We start from the raw sequence: 18,242 nt of genomic DNA, 5'->3' as shown, positions 1-18,242 counted from the left end.
CAATTAAGTCACTCCAATAGAAATCCGTGCGTACTACCAAACGAAGAGGGTGTCTCACAGTCACTAAACTGTGAGACACCCTCTTCTTCGATCATCAAGGATGGTAGTCAAAAAATTATTCGGTGATCCATTCTGTAATTTCAGCAACGGATTTACGTTCAGGCACTTTTGGGGTTGTATCCGGATCAGGATAACCCACATAGACAAATCCTAATACTTCTCCATTTTCTGAGACACCGAATTGTTTTTTTGCTTCTTCAGAATATGCTGCGCCACCGGAACGCCACATTGAGCCAAGTCCCAATGCGTGTGCTGCCAACATCATATTTTCTACACCACAAGCAGTTGCCTCAACATCTTCGATCTTAACCGCACGAGGATTGTCGCTCGGTTCCATCGTTACAACAATTACAACCGGTGCACGCTTTGCACTGTTCAATCCTTTTTCATAAGCTGCATCAAGAGTCGCTTGGTCAGCATTTTCCAAGTTCTTCTGATTGACTTTTCCATACACTTCTCCAAGTTTGTTTCTGCCCTCGCCAGTCAGAACTATAAAATGCCATGGTTCTGTATTCATATGATTCGGCGCACGTCTTGCAGCATCCAAAATTTGTTCAATTAATTCTTTTGGTGGTTCCTGTTCTGTAACTTTACGCACTGAACGTCGTGTGTTTATCGCTTCAATTGTCTCCATAGCACTCATTCCTTTATAAATAAGTTCATAATTCTTCAGTTTTAGTGTAACATGTGTCACAGCCAATCCTCTAGAAATATGCTCGAAACATCGTCATAGCGACAACAGTACAGATAATTTTTTTTGCTCCTATTCCCGTAGGCGTTACGATATACGCGTTCAGTTACACAACTTTATTTTAACAAAACAAGGAAACCTTCACCAAAGCAAAGGTTCCCTTGTTTACTTAATAAAAAAGTGGCGAGAACAGCTGGATCAACACAGCAATACAACCAATACCGATTGCCCAGCCTCCCAAAGCACGTGCGCCTTGCCTAAGGGCAATGTAACCGATGATAATACCGGCAATACCTAAGACGATTGGCATAAAGAACAAGGCAATAATTGAGACAATTAATGCACACCAGCCAATCCCCTTACCGCCCTCAGCTACTCGTCGATGATCGGTATCCAGTCGATCCCCATCTCTTCGCGATCGTCCCGCTTCCGGATCATATTGATCAGCAGTCAGTTCGTTCGCATACTCCTCATTATTATAAGCACTTCGCTTATCGTATAATGAGTCTTCTTTGTGATAATGATCCTTATCAGCCACAACGACCCCTCACTTTCATTTTAGGATCGATTATAGTTTGACTCATAAAGGGAGTTTTCACAGATGTACTTTATGGAAATTACGGAGAGACAAACGGTAGGAAGAAGCTCACCGTTGTACCTTGATGTGGGATGCTGCTCACGCAGAAGGTTCCTCGATGTTCCGCGATGATCTTCTTACATAATGATAGTCCAATTCCGGTTCCTTTTGACTTCGTCGTAAATAACGGTTGACCAAGATTATTCAATACATCCGTGTCCATTCCGGGGCCATTATCACTAAGAGAAAAACGGTACCCTTTATCCTCAACACTTCCGCGAAAAAAAATCTTTTTTTCAAATACTTGCCCCTCAAATGATTCGAGTGCATTACGCAGTAAATTAATCATCACTTGTTTCATCTTATTAACATCGATTTTGCAATAGTTCTCAGAATACGTCACATCATAATCAAAATTAACTTTATTAACCATACATTCAGCAGAAAGCAACGAAATAATCGACTTACAGAGCGCGTCGGGATTCATTTCTTTGTAATTGCATTTACGAAATGACATTGTCAAATAATTTTCTAATATAGTGTACATTCTGTCAATTTCAGATAAAATAACCGGTTGATACTTTTCATATTCCTTTGTGTACTCACTTAATTGTAAAAAACCCTTAATGATCGTCAGTGGATTCCTCAACTCATGTGCAAATTCAGCAGAAAGACGCGTCATCATTTGTGTACGATAACCCACCAAATTTATCTTTCCATCCTTAGAGAACCCATTATATAAAGTACCAAGATCATGATTACTGACTTTATCTTGCAACAAAGCAGTGACAATATCATTGCTCTCTGAGAGCGTTTTTAGATAAGTTTTCGCTTCCATTGCAACATGGTCTGAAAAGAAATTCAAAAAATGTGTACCAAATTGATTCACCAATGCTTGTCCATTTTTGTTGCACTCCAATACTCTTCCATCAGGAGTGAGGCAGAAACGCATTTCCAAAGATAACTGTTCTTCGAATTGATCTTTTTCAGTAACAGAAAGAAACGAATCATGGTAAATAATGGTTATCACTCCCCCTGCAATAGTAACATTTCCCTAATCAACATTCCCCAAAAAGATGAAACCTTTGTGTTCAGACACATAGCACTAGTCAAACCGCTCAATTAAGTATCTTTATTTGTGTTTTGGAATATTAATTCTGAATGACACTTCGCAGTTTGCGATGAACCTCTGTCGATCATTTGGAACACATTTTTTCTATTTATTGTTCTTATTGACATTAATTATACTGTAAACCCGGATCGAGTGACAATTTTTATTGGAAATTATTGTTAGACACTTTTCGACTTATTTCTGAACAATCTGTTTTTAATTATTCTTCATCTTTATCCAAAATTGATCATAGAGTATAGGTGTATTGATTAATGAATGAACAGGAGCGAATGATGTGAATCCATTTATTGAGCAAATGGTGATCCAAAAAATGAATCAATTAACACCTGATGAGCTGCTCCACTACGCAGTCCAATATGGTATACCGATCACTGAGGAACAAGCGAGTCAGGTCACCAAACGTATTCACAATAAGCAAATCAATCCATTCAAGCCTGAAGGACAGAAGCAACTCCGGAAAATACTTGACGAAGTAATCGATCCTGAACTTGCCGAAAGCCTTGAGAAGCAATTTGAACAACTCGCCAAACGTTTGTAGGCATCATTCTTTAGATTTAGAGATAAACGGGACATAGCTCGCCAAGTACTGATTTTTGATTTGATTTTACTTTAATTGCTCGCATGCCACGGGCGATCCGTGAGCCTCCTCAATCTAACTGCTGTCCGCGGGATCTCTCTTTGCCAGCATCCTCTGGTGCGGTTCCGTAAGCGTCTCGCATCGTCGCTGCTTTATTAAGCAAAAACCTTATATTTTCTTTTTTTAAAAAAACGCATTCCGACCTTGGATGATAATCCAATACCGGAATGCGTGATCAGCATTATTATTAAACGCACCTGCTCAGGATTGTTCCTCAATACTCTGCAAAAGATGATCGTTAAATTTTTGACTTTTGAACATCTCAATTTCATATTTATACGGTGGCTTTTTATTTTTTTTATCCGTTCCCACATAAGGTGTTTCAAGAATTTTCGGCAAGTCCTCCAACTGAGGATGATGCACAATCGCATTCAATGCATCAAAACCAATGGATCCAAGACCGATATTCTCGTGACGGTCCTTTCTTGCACCTTGAACGTTCTTACTGTCATTAATATGGAGGACTTGAATCCTTTCAACCCCAATGACATGATCAAATTCATTAAGCACACCATCAAAATCATCCTTAACTGAATAACCCGCATCATTCGTGTGACAAGTATCAAAGCAGATCGAAATTTTGTCATCAAGATGAACCCCATCGATAATTTTTGCGAGATGCTCAAATTGATAGCCACATTCGCTTCCTTTTCCCGCCATAGTCTCGAGTGCGATTTGAACCTTATCTCTGGGTTCAAGTACTTCATTCAATCCTTCAATGATCTTCTTTATGCCTGCATCGACCCCAGCACCGACATGTGCTCCGGGATGCAGGACAATTTGCTTTGCGCCAATTGCCTCAGCGCGATCAATCTCCTTGCGAAGAAAAGCAACACCTAGGGCAAATGTTTCTGGTTTCACAGTATTCGCTATATTTATGATATAAGGCGCGTGAACGACCACTTCTTCAATCCCATTTGCACTCATATGCGCACGGCCCGCATCAATATTTAACTTTTCAATAGGTTTTCGGACGGTATTCTGTGGTGCGCCCGTATAAACCATCATTACATTTTCTCCAAATGACACGGCTTCTTCGCTAGAGCCAAGAAGCATTTTTGTTCCTGACATATGGACATGCGATCCAATTTTCAGCACTGACATTCCCTCCTCTGTACTTAGTTATTTTAACATATTTATTGGGGATCACCTTATTTTCATTAACTCCGCTCTTGTCACTGAAACGTTCATGATGCATAAACTGATTATCAGCGAGTGGCCCAATTTCTACACATCACTTCATTCAATAGTCTTCAACGAATTCGAATAAAGTAAAAAGAAAGGAATGAATCATGATGCCTGCTTTTGATAATGGACCTCAACAACCATTTTTTTGGAATCGGCCATCACAAATGACACAAGCACCCATCCAGCCGAACCGTGGTTTTCCGCCTATTTTTCCATCAATGGGCCCACCACAGCCGCCTGCTCCGGCAGCTCCAACGCCTGGACTTGGTGGATTAAGTGGACTGATTTCATCCTTTCTTTCACCAGGATCGGCAGGAACATCAGGATTCGGAGGCAGCAACCTTTTTTCGATGATCGGAAATGCACAAAAAGCGATTCAGACTGCTCAAACTGTTCTCCCAATGATTCAACAGTTTGGACCAATGATTAAAAATGCGCCTGCACTACTGAGTGTCCTAAAAACTATGCAGAGCGATCCAGTAACAGAGGATACAGCTCAAGATGAGAAAAAAGTGGAGAGCGATTTGACCAAGGGTGATGAAGCGATCAAAGCGCCGATAAATTCTGCAGCATCGCCTGACGGTGAGCATGCAACTAAAACGCCAAAGCCTAAGAGCCAATCGACAGCGCAGTTCACGAATTTATTATCTAGTGAGCAAATACCAACAAAGCCCTCATTACCACGAATGTATATTTAGTACAGCACAGATTCATTGTGTTCATGACATCGCTCATTTATAATGACTTAAGAAGTACTCAATGCAGATTTTCAGAACGGGGAGATTATATGAAAGTAATTAAAGTCTCACCGCGAGGCTATTGCTATGGTGTCGTCGATGCCCTTGTCATCGCCAGACAAGCTGCCATGAATCCAGACTTGCCAAGACCCATCTATATCTTGGGGATGATTGTTCATAATCACCATGTCACGGAAGCGCTAAAAGAAGATGGCGTCATCACGCTTGATATTCGCGGAAAAAAAAGAATTGATCTTCTTCAGGAAATTGATCACGGCACAGTGATTTTCACCGCACATGGTGTCTCACCTGAAGTTCGAAGAATAGCGAAAGAAAAAGGACTTACAGCAATTGATGCAACTTGTCCGGATGTAACGAAAACCCATAATTTGATTGAAGAAAAGAAAAAAGATGGTTATCATGTCATTTATATCGGAAAAAAAGGCCATCCGGAACCCGAAGGCGCAATTGGCGTTGCTCCCGACATTGTCCATCTCGTTGAAACGGTCGAAGATGTTGATCAACTTCAAATAAAGACGGACAAGATCATCATTACCAATCAAACAACCATGAGTCAATGGGATGTTATCGATATTATGAATTATATTAAAACGAAGTATCCCAAAGCAGAAAATTGTAATGAAATTTGTCACGCGACCCAGACACGTCAAGAAGCAGTGGCTTCACAAGCAAAGGAAGCTGATTTGCTCATCGTCGTCGGGGATCCACGAAGCAATAATTCGAACAGGCTCGCTCAAGTATCTCAGGAAGTTGCCCATACGCGATCCTATCGAATTGGTGACCTTTCAGAGCTTAAGTTGGAATGGCTCAAGGATGTTGGAACCGTTGCAGTCACGGCTGGTGCTTCAACGCCAACTCAACTGACCAAGGAAGTCATCCTCTTTCTTGATCAGTATGATCCTAACGATCCGCATACTTGGTCAATAGAGAGTCAAGCTGCAAAAAATAAAAACATACTGCCAAAAGTTAAATTAAAGCATCAGGTCAATAAATAAACGCTTGAAAGCGAATAGAGAGAGAATGGTCGCTGCCATTCCCTCTCTATTTTTTCAATAGAATATGCTGAGCGCCTCAGACAACAAAATGAAAAGGGTTTGTTACGGATTCCGAGACAATCACTTCTGTATCCTTGTGTTCCTGAGCAATTACGTCACTCAAATAAGCTTTGACCCCTTGTTTCATCACAGATTCAATATGATGTCCGGCATCAATAACATTTAATCCGCAAAGCAAGGCATCATGGGCAGTGTGGTAGTAGATATCACCCGTGATTAATACATCAGCACCTTGATATTTTGCATAAGGGATTAAACTATTTCCGTCGCCACCTGAAATAGCAACGGTCTTAATCTTTGCGTCTGGCGATCCAACAGCCCTCAGTCCTTCGAGCCCGAATTTTTCTTTGACGCGTTGACAGTAGTCTCTGAAAAGAATCGGTTCTGTGAGTTGTCCGATCCTTCCAAGTCCATATGTCTTTCCTTGATTTTGCATCGGGATAACATCGTAGGCAACTTCTTCATAGGGATGCGCTTTGATCATTTTTTGGATCAAGGCATGCAGCAAATGCTCTGGAACGAGTACTTCAATCTTTTGCTCCGTCACTTTTTCAAGTGCTCCGACACCCCCCAAATAGGGGTTTGCACCCTTCTCCGGTCGGAAAGCCCCTTCGCCCTGTACACTAAATGAGCAATGAGAGTACTTACCAATAGTTCCCCCACCTGCATCACCGAGTACCTCTCTCAGCCGTTCGGCATGACTTACAGGGACATACACTGATAATTTAAAAAGTGCTTCGTGGAAACTGGGTTGCAAGATGTCCGTGTGCGTGAGTCCAAGTTGATCAGCCAGCATATCATTAACGCCACCGTCTGCTAGATCAAGATTTGTGTGCGCAGCATAGACGGCAATATCATTTTTAATGCATTTCGTGACAATTTTTCCTTGACCTTCATCTGATCGAACATTTTTCAAGGGATGAAATATCAGAGGATGATGGGCAATGATTAAATCCACATTCTTCTCAGCAGCTTCATCCGCAACATTTTCTAATACATCTAAAGTAACCATGACTTTTTTTATCTTCTTATGTAAAGTTCCAACCAACAGACCAATTTTGTCATGCTCATAAGCTAATTTCTTCGGCGCCCATTCTTCAAAGCGCTGAATTAAACGATCTCCTGAAATCCACTGATGCACGTTGATCTCCTCCATTTAGCTCTTTTGAACTTAATTGATGCAGTCTTGAATGCGTTTCAGTTCTGTTTCGCTTTTAACCTTTTTATGCTGAATTAATTCAGTGTCGCCAGCTTTGTTCAATGCACGAAGTACATTAATGAGCTTTTGTTCTCTGCTTCTCCATTTTTTTATGAACGTCGGATCTTTTCTTCTCAAAAGAACCGGTCCCATGAGCAACTCTGTTTCTGTGAGTGTTCCGGTAACCACTTTCTGCTTTGCTTGAATTATCTCGTAAAAATGAGGTTCCTCTTCTATAATCCGTTCATCTGTAATCGTCCATCCATGATCATTTAGCCACTGTCGAACATTGTATTCGCGTATATTTGGTTGAAGGATCAATACCGTGTCCATCCCTAGCTTAGATTTCCCTCGTTCTAGAATATCTCGGATCAACTCTCCACCCATTCCAGCGATGACAATAGAATTGGCTTCATCTTTTGTCAGCACATCAAGTCCGTCGCCAAGACGAACATCAATTACAGTTTGCATACCGGAATCCTGAACATTTTTTAAAGATTGCTGAAAAGGTCCCCTTCTTACTTCACCTGCAATCGCTGTGTCAACGATATGGTCTTGAATAGCTCGTAACGGGAGATGCGCATGATCTGATCCTATGTCTGCTAAGCATTTTGATTGAGGTATCAATCCTAGAATAGCTTTCAATCTTGGTGATAAGTGTATTGTATCCATAATCACAATCCTAACCTGTCGATTCATAATATCCATGTTATCGTACCACAAAGAGGATAAAACCCCAATGTACATGAACATCTCATTAGGATTGTTAGCTATGATTGATAACGGTTTCAAATTATATTACAATAGAAGAGGAGTCAGGAGAAACTTCATCTAGAGCTCCTCTTGATTCATCTGAATTCCCATCGAGTTGCATCTTAATGACAAACTTATTAAAATGAAAGCGAATCAAAGATGTGGTTATTTCGATACCGCCGTCATTTACGATCTTGATGTTTTTTTCGTTATAAAAAAAACATAGGAGACTCCTCGAACACGTGCATTCCGTGGGTCTCCATTGACACCTCGTCCTGCAGATGTCTCAAGCTTTCGCTTATAATCTTTTATTGCTAAAAAAAATTGCCCCCTGTGGGAGCAACCGTCTTTTTAATCAGTCAAGAAAGTCTTTCAATTGTTTACTTCTACTTGGATGACGAAGCTTACGTAGGGCTTTTGCTTCAATCTGTCTAATTCTTTCCCTTGTCACTCCAAACACCTTGCCGACTTCTTCCAGTGTTCGTGTTCTGCCATCATCAAGTCCAAAACGCAGTCTCAATACATTTTCTTCACGGTCTGTCAGTGTATCGAGCACATCTTCGAGCTGTTCTTTTAATAATTCATAAGCAGCAGCATCTGAAGGAGCTTTCGCATCCTGATCCTCAATAAAATCACCGAGATGTGAATCGTCTTCTTCACCAATAGGTGTCTCAAGCGAAACAGGCTCCTGCGCGATTTTCAATATTTCACGGACTTTATCCGGAGATAATTCCATTTCTTTACCAATCTCTTCAGGTGTTGGTTCGCGTCCGAGATCTTGAAGTTGTTGTCTCTGAACACGTATCAATTTATTGATGGTTTCAACCATGTGGACCGGAATACGAATGGTACGTGCTTGGTCTGCAATCGCACGGGTAATTGCCTGCCGGATCCACCATGTGGCATAAGTGCTGAATTTAAACCCTTTAGTATAATCAAACTTTTCAACGGCCTTCATCAAGCCCATATTACCTTCCTGAATAAGATCAAGAAACAGCATTCCGCGTCCGACGTAGCGTTTGGCGATGCTGACAACAAGCCGGAGATTTGCTTCAGCTAATCTTCGTTTTGCACTTTCGTCTCCATCATTAATTCGTTTTGCTAAATTGATTTCTTCATCAGCAGAGAGTAGATCGACACGTCCGATTTCTTTAAGATACATTCTGACCGGATCGTTGATTTTCACTCCCGGAGGAACACTAAGATCATTCAGATCAAATTCCTCTTCTTTATGCTTATCATCGGAAGCCGGTCCATCCGATTCGTCTGAAACATCTATGCCCTGGTCAGCCAGTGTTTCATAAAACTCATCCATCTGTTCCGGTTCCTGATCAAATGGAGCAAGACGGGTTGTAATTTCCTGATAGGTGAGAGAACCCCTTTTCTTCCCGAGTTCCAACAACTGTTCTTTTTCCTGATCGATTGTCAGTTCTTGATCCGTCTTGCTGACTTTTTCAGCCATTTGACCCCCTCCTTCCAAATCCTAATCTGGCTCAACTTGATAATGGCCCAACTGTTTTTTTATGTTGATAATCTCGGATAGCAGCCGAGCTGACCGTTGATAATCGCCACTTTGCTCGGCCTTCTTTCTCTCGTCTTCTTTATCCGCAATCATCGACGATTTAGAGTGCCTGATGACTTGACGCATGCAATCCTCAATTTCCTGTTCATCCACTTCTTCGCTTAGAGGCATCATCGATAATTCTGATACTTTGCGCTGTAACCCAGGATCTTCAAGTTTCTGAATAAAGAGTCCCTCGTCCGGCGGATTTCCTTGTGCGTAGTAAGCATAAAGATATGCGGCTAAGGCTTGATGGACATCAATGGTGAATGAACCACCTAGAGTGTCCTGGACATGATCGGAAATTTCTCTGCTTCTTATCATCCGTGCGAGCAGTCTTCGCTCCGCCATTTCATAAGCAGGTGGAATCCGATTTGTCTTGGCAAGCGGCGCAGTTCGCGTTTTTTGCTTTTCCCGTCTCTGTACCCTGGTGTACATTTGATACTGTTGTTTTTTCAAGGATTCAAGGGAAATTGAAAATTCCTCCGAAAGCAATCTGAGATAATGATCACGTTCGACAGCACGATCCAGTTTGGTCAGTTCCCTCAATACATCTTCAATATAGAGTAACCGATCTCCTTCATCACTCAAATTTCTTTTTCTTCGAAGATAAGCCATCTTAAAAGTCATCAGTGTTTGGCTCGCCCCTATTACATCGCTCTTAAATCGTTCGCCGCCAAACTTGCGAATGTAGTCATCGGGGTCCAATCCTTCCGGCATATTTGCTATTTTTATGATTTTTCCATTTCCCTGCAACATTTCGGCTGCACGAAAACTAGCTTCGATACCAGCTGTATCCGAATCATAACAAATGATTATGGTATCGGCCATACGGGTCAATGCTGCAGCCTGAGCCTCAGTGAGCGATGTACCCATGGAAGCCACACTGCAAGTGACGCCTGCTTGATGTGCGCGTATCACATCAACATAACCTTCAAGCAATACGGCCTGACTTTTTTTCCGAATCGATTGCCTTGCAAGGTGATAGCCATAAAGGATGTTCCCTTTATGGAAAATCTCTGACTCAGGCGTATTCAAATACTTCGGTTTATCATCGCCAAGCGTTCGCCCGCCAAAAGCTACCGTCTGGCCTCTCATATTGAAGATGGGAAAAATAATCCGGTTGCGAAATCGATCAAAATATTTGTTGTCAAATCCACGTTTCGCAATTAATCCGACACGCTCAAGCTGTTCAAGGTTAACGCCCCTTTTTTGAAGCAGGTGGGTTACCGCATCCCAGCTGTTAATGGCATACCCCATTCTGAATTGCTTGATCATCTCCGCATTGAAACCACGATTCTCAAGGTAATGCATCCCTGGTGAACCATATTTTGCAGTTGTTAGTAAATAATGATAAAATTTTGTTAACAGTTCCAATCCATCAATCAATTGCTTACGCTTTTGATCATTTGGATTACGCTGAGCACTGTCCTTTGAAAAAGAAGTACCTAAATCAATTTTTGCACGGTCTGCAAGTGCCTGTGCCGCTTCAGCAAACGACATGCCCTCGATTTCCATCATAAAAGTGAAAAGATTACCACCAGCACCACAACCAAAACAATGATAAAGCTGTTTATCAGGAGATACTGAAAACGAAGGACTTCGCTCGCTATGAAATGGACATAAGCCTATATAGTTTTTGCCCTGCTTCTTCAATTGCACATAATTGCCAATGACATCAACAATGTCCAAAGATTTCCTTATTTCTTCAATAACAGTTTCCTGAAGTTGCAAATTGCCATGCACCACCAGTATTCTTACTTATTTATATCCTAATGATCGAGTCGGCATAACAGTTTTGTTAATGCATCGGAAAAATTTTTCCGATTCATGCTTGTGAATGGCTTGGGGCCTTTGATTTTTTCTCCGGAATTAAGCGCATGGTATGCTTGATATCTTCGCTCAAGCAGCTCTTCTATATTGTCTTCATCAATCAAGCGACCACGCACAGTGAGTACATAAACCTGTCGTTTGGTTAATAACCCGGCCAATCCAATATCCTGTGTCACAACAATATCTCCGGAAGTTACATGATTAACAATATACAGATCTGCCTCCTCTTTCTTCTGGTCAACAAAAACCCAATTTCCGTCACGTTCCGTGGAAAAACTTGCATAGGATGCAACAAAAACAGGTTCGACTTGAAAAGCACTCGTGATTGTAAAAATCTCTTTCTTAACCGGACATGCATCAGCGTCGACAAATAGTTTTAACTTTTTCATCATAATAGTCATTCTCTATTTCCTACGTAAAATCCTGCATGTCTATTTATGTTTTTATTTTTGAAATATTGTCATAATATGTCGAATTGTGCAGGACACAGAATATTATTATAAACTAAAATAGCTGATTAAAACAGTAAAACCCATTTTCTTTTCTCATTGATGAACAGTTTACCCATATATGCACATATTTGTTCCTTTCGACTTGAAAATACCCTTTCACCTTTCCGGTTAAACAAGCAGCTAATCACGAGTGATTATTTGTTTCATCAAAGAGACTTACAAAGGCTTTAGTAATATTGGTTTTTGTCATTCGTCCAATAACCTCAAATCCTGAATCTGTCACGTGTACAACTGGAACGGCATCAATTTCTTTACTTATTAATTGCATCGCAACATCAAATACCGAGTCTTCGTTTTTACAATAGGCGATATTAGGCATTCTTGACATGATGACACTGACTGGGACTTGAGTCATATCTTGAGATCCGATCGCTGTTCGAAGTAAGTCTTTACGTGAAAGAACACCTGCCAATACTCCTTGGTTGTCAATTACGAATAAAGAGCCAACATCTTCAACAAACATTTCACAGACCGCTTGATAGGCAGACGCGGATTCTGCAATCACAGCCGGTGACGACTTAAAGTCTGCTACTTTAAGCTTTCGAATGGAATCAGAAAGAATGGTTTTTGAAGTTTGTCCGGTATAAAAGTATCCGACACGAGGCCGTGCTTCAAGAAACCCGGACATTGTAAGGATTGTCAGATCAGGCCTAAGTGTTGCTCTTGTGACGTTCAGTTTTTCTGCAATTTGTTCCCCCGTAATTGGAGCTTCTTCTCTAACAATCTCGATAATTTTATGCTGTCGTTCGTTGAGATCCAATGCAGTCCCCTCCCAGCTATCTTTTAACCTTTAACACTTGTCCTGATTTCGAAAACCAGTCATTATTCTGTTCGAAATTTGGACAATTGCTCAAGAAAATGTCTGGATCGCAATTTTATTCCGGCATTTTGTTCATAATAAGCATATATGATTGATTCAATCTCGCCAATAGTCTTTGCTTTTAAATTGATCCTTCCTACTCTTTCCATAGGCACGGATTGGATCAATGGCAATAATTTCTGAACGACCGGGGAGAGATGAATCGCATACGCGTCCGTATGTATGCAGTTTTGACACAAAAAACCACCATTCATAATCGAAAAAGCATAGTTGTCCCTCTTTTGACCGCAATGCACGCAATGCGTAAGTTCCGGAGCAACACCCGCTTGCGGCATCATTTTAATCGCAAAAAGTGCAGCCAAAACAGCAGGGTCTTTCCCTTTGTCCATAAGCAAAAGAATCGCTTGAAGCAAGTGATAGATACTCTCTGATGGCTGCCGTTCTTCGGTCAAGCGATCGGTTAACTCGAGGACAAGTGCCGCATAGCCCATCTTCTCAATATCTTCACGAACTGTTCGAAAGGCATTTAATGTCTCTGCTTGGTACAATGTACCAAGACCCCTGCCCTTACTAAATAGGCAGAGGCCGTAAAAAAGAACGTGACTCACTGCGGATAGGGGATTCTTGGGCTTCTTTGCTCCTCTTGCCATTAGCCCTATTTTCCCGAATTCCTTTGTATATAACGTCACAATTTTATTTGATTCGCCGTAATCAGTTGTACGGATGATAAAGCCTTCAGTCTTGGCCATCATCTGTATCACTCACTTCCCAAATTCTTAACTGTTATTCATTACGCTCCTGTATTTTCCTTCATTTCGGTTAATCGTTGATCATGTTGAATGCTTCTTTCATCCTTCTCCTTCTCTAACTCTTTAACTAAAAGGTAAGAACCAATGCTTCCTGTCATACAAAATAATTTCCAACTAAGATCCAACATGTTTCTCATCCTTCCCATAAATTCTCCTCACTTATAGCGTTAACGAAAAGCGAGAAAACATGTGAAGAAATGATTGTCAATTCATGACCGCTTCCGATGATTCCGTATCAAAAAAATGAACGTATCATTCGTTATCCTCTAGATTTCCTGTTATTCGTCTTGGATCGTATAACCGAAATTTTTGAGTTCTTCCTCTTTGTCACGCCAATCCTTATCTACCTTAACCCACAATTCCAAAAATACCTTTGAACCAATCAGTGCTTCTATTTCCTGTCTCGCCAGTGTGCCGATTTTCTTAAGCATACTGCCGGATTTTCCAATTATAATGCCTTTCTGTGATGCTCGCTCAACCATAATTGTTGCTTGTATGTCCGTAAGATGACGCTGTTCATCCACTTTCATCTTGTCAATCACTACAGCAATTGCGTGTGGCACTTCATCACGGGTCAGATGTAAGATTTTCTCCCGAATCAATTCCGCTACAATGAACCGTTCAGGGTGATCAGTAATTTGGTCTTCCGGATAATATTTTGGTCCTTCAGGCAAATACTTACCGATCTGGTCCATCAGAGCAGAAACATTCTGTCCTTGAAGTGCCGAAATTGGAATAATTTCCTTAAAGTCATAAAGTTGGCGGTAACGATCAATTAAAGGGAGCAAATCCTCGGGATGTACTTTATCAATTTTATTCACGACAAGGAACACAGGGACTTTTGTCTTTTTTAAGAATTCAATAATGAATTGATCCCCTTTGCCGTACCCCTGTTCCGCATCGATGAGAAATAAGACAAGCTCTACTTCATTTAATGTGGCGAGTGCCAGCGAAGTCATCATCTGGCCAAGCTTATGCTTTGGTTTATGTATACCAGGCGTATCAATAAAGACGACTTGTTCTTTATCTGTCGTATAAATACCATGGATCTTATTACGGGTCGTTTGCGCTTTATCGCTCATTATTGCGATTTTTTGACCAAGAACATGATTCAATAAAGTTGACTTTCCAACGTTCGGGCGGCCGACAATTGCCGCAAAACCCGATTTAAATGTTTGACTCATGGCATATCCTCCGATTCAAATGCACCTGGAAGTAGTTCAGCGACCGTTGTTGTCTTGGTGATTCCTTCTGTGTTTGTCAAGATTACGCGCATATCCCCAGGACATAATTCACTCATCACTTGTCTACATGCGCCACAAGGCGGTACAGGCCTCTTACTTGGGGCGATGATTGCAAGAGCTTCATAATCTTGTGCACCTTCCGAAAATGCTTTAAAAAGTGCTGTTCTTTCTGCACAGTTGCAAACAGAATAAGCTGCATTTTCAATATTGCATCCTGTATAGACCTGGCCTGACTTAGTCAGAAGTGCTGCGCCTACATGAAAATGTGAATAGGGCACATACGCTTTGTCCATCGCTAATCGTGCTTTTTCAATTAATTGTTTATCTTCCATAGTTGTTCCCCCTATGATTGTCCAATCAACGTACCCACTACAATAAATAGATAAATCACTGCTGAAATAACTGAAAACCACCAAACTGCTGCTGCTGCGGTATCCTTCGCTGCTTTGGCCATTGGGTGCTGTTCTTGTGTCACCAAGTCAACAACACGCTCGATCGCAGTATTCATTAACTCTAGACTGATTACGCCTCCAATCAGTACAAAGACAATCAATAATTCAACAAAATGAATATGAATGATCAATGAAAAAACGATGACAAAGATTGCCGCAACAATCTGTATGTGAAGGTTACGTTCTTGAATGAAAGCATTAACAAAACCTGAAATGGCATCTTTAAAACTTTCAATCAGTTGTTTATGTCGTCTTGGGTGATGAACCATTTTTTATTCCCTGCTTAACCCGAATGAAGAGAGTATCTTCTCTTGAAGACCAAACATTTCCTTTTCCTGTTCCTTCGTCTGATGATCATAACCAAGAAGATGCAATAACCCGTGGACAACAAGGAAGCCCAGTTCTCTTTCGAATGAATGGTTGTATTCGGCTGCCTGTTCATGTGTCCGTTCAATAGAAATAATAATATCACCAAGCACGCGTGGCTCGCCTTCTTCCGGAAGAATCGGTACTTCATCCTCTTCCATTTCTTCCAACGCAAAAGAAATAACATCGGTTGGCCGGTCAATACCACGATAATCGCGATTAATTACTTGAATTTTTGCATTATCAACAAAGGTTAACGAACATTCAATTTCTCCTTCTAAATTCAGCTGATCTGCAGCATAATCAATCAACCGAATGACGTTATCTTGAATTGCTTCATTAATTTCCCCTGTTTCATCATGCATATCAATGGTCATTGTCATTTTGTATTCACCTTTTTCATTTTTAGGTCTTTAGGATATTCAATACGCGAATGATAAACGCCTCTTAGCGTCTCATCTATCGATTTCTCTACACTTTTTAACTCCTTTAACGTAATATCGCATTCATCAAATTGTCCGTCACTAAGGCGATCATTGAAAATGCTCTTCACAAGGTTATTCACTTTAACCGGATTTGGATTCTTCATGGCCCGTACAGCTGCTTCAATACTATCTGCGAGTTCTACAACTGCAGCTTCTTTTGATTGAACTTTCGGACCCGGATAACGAAATTCACTTTCATCAATCGGTTTCTCACTTTGCTCCTGTGCCTTTACGTAGAAATATTTTAGCAACGTTGTGCCGTGATGCTGTTCAGCAATGTCGATAATTTCTTTAGGCATGTGGTAGTCACGTAAGATATCCGCCCCATCATAAGGATGTGAAATGATAATCGTACGGCTGAGTTGCGGTGAAATTTTATCATGGGGATTCACACCGTCCATTTGATTTTCAACAAAAAATCTCGGACGTTTCGTTTTCCCAACATCATGATAATAGGCCGCAACACGCGCAAGTAGGCCATTTGCACCAATGACCCCGCACGCTCTTTCTGCAAGGTTAGCGACCATCAAACTATGGTGATAGGTCCCTGGTGCCTCAATCAATATTTTTCTTAATAACGGATGGTTTGGATTGGACAACTCAATTAAGCGAATTGGCGATAGAATACTGAATCCCGTTTCGAACAGCGGCATCAATCCATTTGTCAGAATCACTGCTATAAATCCTGAAATCGCTGCGAAGCCTAAAGAAAGGCTGGTATTAATTAGGGTAAAAGGCGTATTCTGAAACATCAAAAGCGAGAGAACGACAAGAACATTGACAAGAGCAATCGAGCCACCGGTCTGAATAATTTTCGGTCGTGCTTGCCGCTTTCTTAATACAAGTGCTCCTGAGAGCGATGAAAGCAACAGATAGATCGCCATATTTGAATCAAATATGGCTGCCTTTGCACTGATCCCATAAAGAATACTACCAACAAGAGCGAGTAGTAAGCCTGAGACTACCGCCACACGCTCGCTAAGAAGGATACGAATGATCAGTGTTGCCATCGCAAGTGGAACTAAGTAACTGATCCCTGATACGTTGGTCAATCTCAAGAAACTGCAGATCTTCATCAATGTTGCTGCCCCGGTAAACATCAATGCATAAATATACAAGAATTTCACTGAATACTTCGGATGTTTTTCCCTAAAGCGATAATATTCAAACCAAAAAATAAACATGATAAATCCAATAAGGAGTAATAATCCAATAAAAGGGATAATGTTGAAATGTTCATCAAGTAAACCGACCAATTTAAGTTGGCGGATCATATCATTGGTCACTAACTCACCTTTTTTTACAATCACTTCCCCTTGATGAATAACAACATTATCAACGTTCCGAGCGGCTTCTTGTTTATTTAGTTTTGTTGCATTTGCATCAAACGAATAGTTCGCAGTGATATACGCGTGAAGGACTTCATTCAATGCCTTACGAATCCGATCATTTAATACGGAAGAGGGTAGCTGAGCCGATGCTTTATCTTGTACTCTCTGAAGATCATTCCACCCCACCTTATCGCTCATTGCTTCATAAATGCTTGTGCTTGCAATATCCTCAGCAATCTGGAGGTTATGGTCGGATGCGGTAAGAAGAGCTGATAATGTACTGTGAGATAGCTTAGAATCAGCTGAATCGGCAAGTCGATTGGCTATGCTGCTTACTGCATGATCAATGGCGCCTTGCGGAGAGTCGCTGGTTATCTTGTCATCTTTTTTCACTGCAGCAATGGTATCAAACAAATCGCCAACTTTTTCAACCTGGATCAGCCCAAGATTTTTGTTATATGCATAAGCCGAAGGCGTCGATCCGATTGCTTCTTGTCGTTTTTCCTGTGTTGCCTGCGTATCAACGGTATCGATTGGTGATTGAATATCACTGGGTGCAATCTCATGGAGTTTTACATTTGGATTCTTGGGTAAGACGCTTCCTACCATAAGTCCATACAAAATCAAACCGACAATTAGTACAATTCCCCAGTCGGAAAGATAAGTGAGCGCAAACTCTTTCATTCTATTTTTTAGTTGATGAGTTATCATTAGTTTACCTCCGCAACTTGTCTCCTTTGCCGGGCATACACCTGAAACGCTAACAAATTCCGTGTAATC

The 18,242-nt window shown here is 41.1% G+C and carries 20 protein-coding genes; 3 read left to right on the top strand and 17 right to left on the bottom strand.

The window, feature by feature from the left end; translation table 11 throughout:
* Positions 1 to 115 precede the first annotated feature (115 nt).
* From NIE32_RS06195 to NIE32_RS06185, 3 genes are all read right to left on the bottom strand, one after another.
* A complete protein-coding gene (locus NIE32_RS06195) occupies positions 116 to 754 on the bottom strand; it encodes a nitroreductase family protein (protein WP_253053941.1) in 639 nt (212 codons plus the stop codon).
* Positions 755 to 920: 166 nt separating this feature from the next.
* On the bottom strand, positions 921 to 1,289 hold the full coding sequence (locus NIE32_RS06190) for a hypothetical protein (RefSeq protein WP_253053939.1): 369 nt from the start codon (positions 1,287 to 1,289) through the stop codon (positions 921 to 923).
* Between the two features lie 79 nt (positions 1,290 to 1,368).
* Entirely contained in the window at positions 1,369 to 2,358 is a 990-nt protein-coding gene (locus tag NIE32_RS06185; RefSeq protein ID WP_253053937.1) for an ATP-binding protein, read from the bottom strand.
* A gap of 376 nt (positions 2,359 to 2,734) precedes the next feature.
* Here NIE32_RS06185 and NIE32_RS06180 point away from each other — a divergent pair, with 376 nt between their 5' ends.
* Positions 2,735 to 2,998, top strand: a complete 264-nt coding sequence (locus tag NIE32_RS06180; RefSeq protein ID WP_253053935.1) for a DUF2624 domain-containing protein — start codon at positions 2,735 to 2,737, stop codon at positions 2,996 to 2,998.
* 300 nt (positions 2,999 to 3,298) lie between these two features.
* Here the strand turns inward: NIE32_RS06180 and NIE32_RS06175 are convergent, their stop codons facing one another.
* On the bottom strand, positions 3,299 to 4,195 hold the full coding sequence (locus NIE32_RS06175) for a deoxyribonuclease IV (protein ID WP_253053933.1): 897 nt from the start codon (positions 4,193 to 4,195) through the stop codon (positions 3,299 to 3,301).
* A 194-nt stretch (positions 4,196 to 4,389) separates the two neighbouring features.
* Here NIE32_RS06175 and NIE32_RS06170 point away from each other — a divergent pair, with 194 nt between their 5' ends.
* Both NIE32_RS06170 and NIE32_RS06165 read left to right on the top strand, forming a co-directional pair.
* On the top strand, positions 4,390 to 4,983 hold the full coding sequence (locus NIE32_RS06170; protein WP_253053931.1) for a YqfQ family protein: 594 nt from the start codon (positions 4,390 to 4,392) through the stop codon (positions 4,981 to 4,983).
* Positions 4,984 to 5,072: 89 nt separating this feature from the next.
* Positions 5,073 to 6,038 (top strand): 4-hydroxy-3-methylbut-2-enyl diphosphate reductase, encoded by a 966-nt coding sequence (locus NIE32_RS06165; protein ID WP_253053929.1) that lies wholly within the window; start codon positions 5,073 to 5,075, stop codon positions 6,036 to 6,038.
* A 76-nt stretch (positions 6,039 to 6,114) separates the two neighbouring features.
* On the opposite strand, the gene NIE32_RS06160 is transcribed toward NIE32_RS06165, so the two are convergent.
* From NIE32_RS06160 to NIE32_RS06100, 13 genes are all read right to left on the bottom strand, one after another.
* Positions 6,115 to 7,254, bottom strand: coding sequence for a Nif3-like dinuclear metal center hexameric protein (locus NIE32_RS06160; protein WP_290443473.1), 1,140 nt, complete (start codon positions 7,252 to 7,254; stop codon positions 6,115 to 6,117).
* A gap of 15 nt (positions 7,255 to 7,269) precedes the next feature.
* On the bottom strand, positions 7,270 to 8,004 hold the full coding sequence (locus NIE32_RS06155) for a tRNA (adenine(22)-N(1))-methyltransferase (protein WP_253053925.1): 735 nt from the start codon (positions 8,002 to 8,004) through the stop codon (positions 7,270 to 7,272).
* A gap of 400 nt (positions 8,005 to 8,404) precedes the next feature.
* Entirely contained in the window at positions 8,405 to 9,511 is a 1,107-nt protein-coding gene (gene rpoD, locus NIE32_RS06150) for an RNA polymerase sigma factor RpoD (RefSeq protein WP_253053923.1), read from the bottom strand.
* 21 nt (positions 9,512 to 9,532) lie between these two features.
* Complete coding sequence (gene dnaG, locus NIE32_RS06145) at positions 9,533 to 11,344, bottom strand: DNA primase (protein ID WP_253053921.1); 1,812 nt, start codon at positions 11,342 to 11,344, stop codon at positions 9,533 to 9,535.
* A 38-nt stretch (positions 11,345 to 11,382) separates the two neighbouring features.
* The gene (locus NIE32_RS06140) at positions 11,383 to 11,835 is read right to left on the bottom strand and encodes a YaiI/YqxD family protein (protein ID WP_253053919.1); all 453 of its coding nucleotides are present in this window, start codon (positions 11,833 to 11,835) and stop codon (positions 11,383 to 11,385) included.
* Positions 11,836 to 12,079: 244 nt separating this feature from the next.
* Entirely contained in the window at positions 12,080 to 12,715 is a 636-nt protein-coding gene (ccpN, locus tag NIE32_RS06135; protein WP_253053917.1) for a transcriptional regulator CcpN, read from the bottom strand.
* A 62-nt stretch (positions 12,716 to 12,777) separates the two neighbouring features.
* Positions 12,778 to 13,527, bottom strand: a complete 750-nt coding sequence (gene recO, locus NIE32_RS06130; RefSeq protein WP_253053915.1) for a DNA repair protein RecO — start codon at positions 13,525 to 13,527, stop codon at positions 12,778 to 12,780.
* A gap of 38 nt (positions 13,528 to 13,565) precedes the next feature.
* On the bottom strand, positions 13,566 to 13,712 hold the full coding sequence (locus tag NIE32_RS06125; RefSeq protein ID WP_253053913.1) for a YqzL family protein: 147 nt from the start codon (positions 13,710 to 13,712) through the stop codon (positions 13,566 to 13,568).
* A 150-nt stretch (positions 13,713 to 13,862) separates the two neighbouring features.
* Positions 13,863 to 14,768: a GTPase Era gene (gene era / locus NIE32_RS06120; protein WP_253053911.1), complete on the bottom strand. Its 906-nt coding sequence runs from the start codon at positions 14,766 to 14,768 to the stop codon at positions 13,863 to 13,865.
* Positions 14,765 to 15,160 (bottom strand): cytidine deaminase, encoded by a 396-nt coding sequence (locus NIE32_RS06115; protein WP_253053909.1) that lies wholly within the window; start codon positions 15,158 to 15,160, stop codon positions 14,765 to 14,767. Before NIE32_RS06115 ends, era begins: the two co-directional genes overlap by 4 nt.
* Positions 15,161 to 15,171: 11 nt before the next feature.
* Positions 15,172 to 15,549, bottom strand: coding sequence for a diacylglycerol kinase family protein (locus NIE32_RS06110; RefSeq protein ID WP_253053907.1), 378 nt, complete (start codon positions 15,547 to 15,549; stop codon positions 15,172 to 15,174).
* 3 nt (positions 15,550 to 15,552) lie between these two features.
* Positions 15,553 to 16,029 carry an rRNA maturation RNase YbeY gene (gene ybeY / locus NIE32_RS06105; protein WP_253053905.1) on the bottom strand — a complete coding sequence of 159 codons (477 nt, stop codon included), beginning with the start codon at positions 16,027 to 16,029 and terminating at the stop codon, positions 15,553 to 15,555.
* Entirely contained in the window at positions 16,026 to 18,173 is a 2,148-nt protein-coding gene (locus tag NIE32_RS06100) for an HD family phosphohydrolase (protein WP_253053903.1), read from the bottom strand. The genes ybeY and NIE32_RS06100 overlap by 4 nt, the downstream gene beginning before the upstream one ends.
* Positions 18,174 to 18,242 lie beyond the last annotated feature (69 nt).

Source organism: Sporolactobacillus kofuensis, from assembly GCF_024125425.1.
Taxonomy (GTDB): domain Bacteria; phylum Bacillota; class Bacilli; order Bacillales; family Sporolactobacillaceae; genus Sporolactobacillus; species Sporolactobacillus kofuensis.
This window is presented reverse-complemented; position numbering and strand designations above follow the sequence as displayed.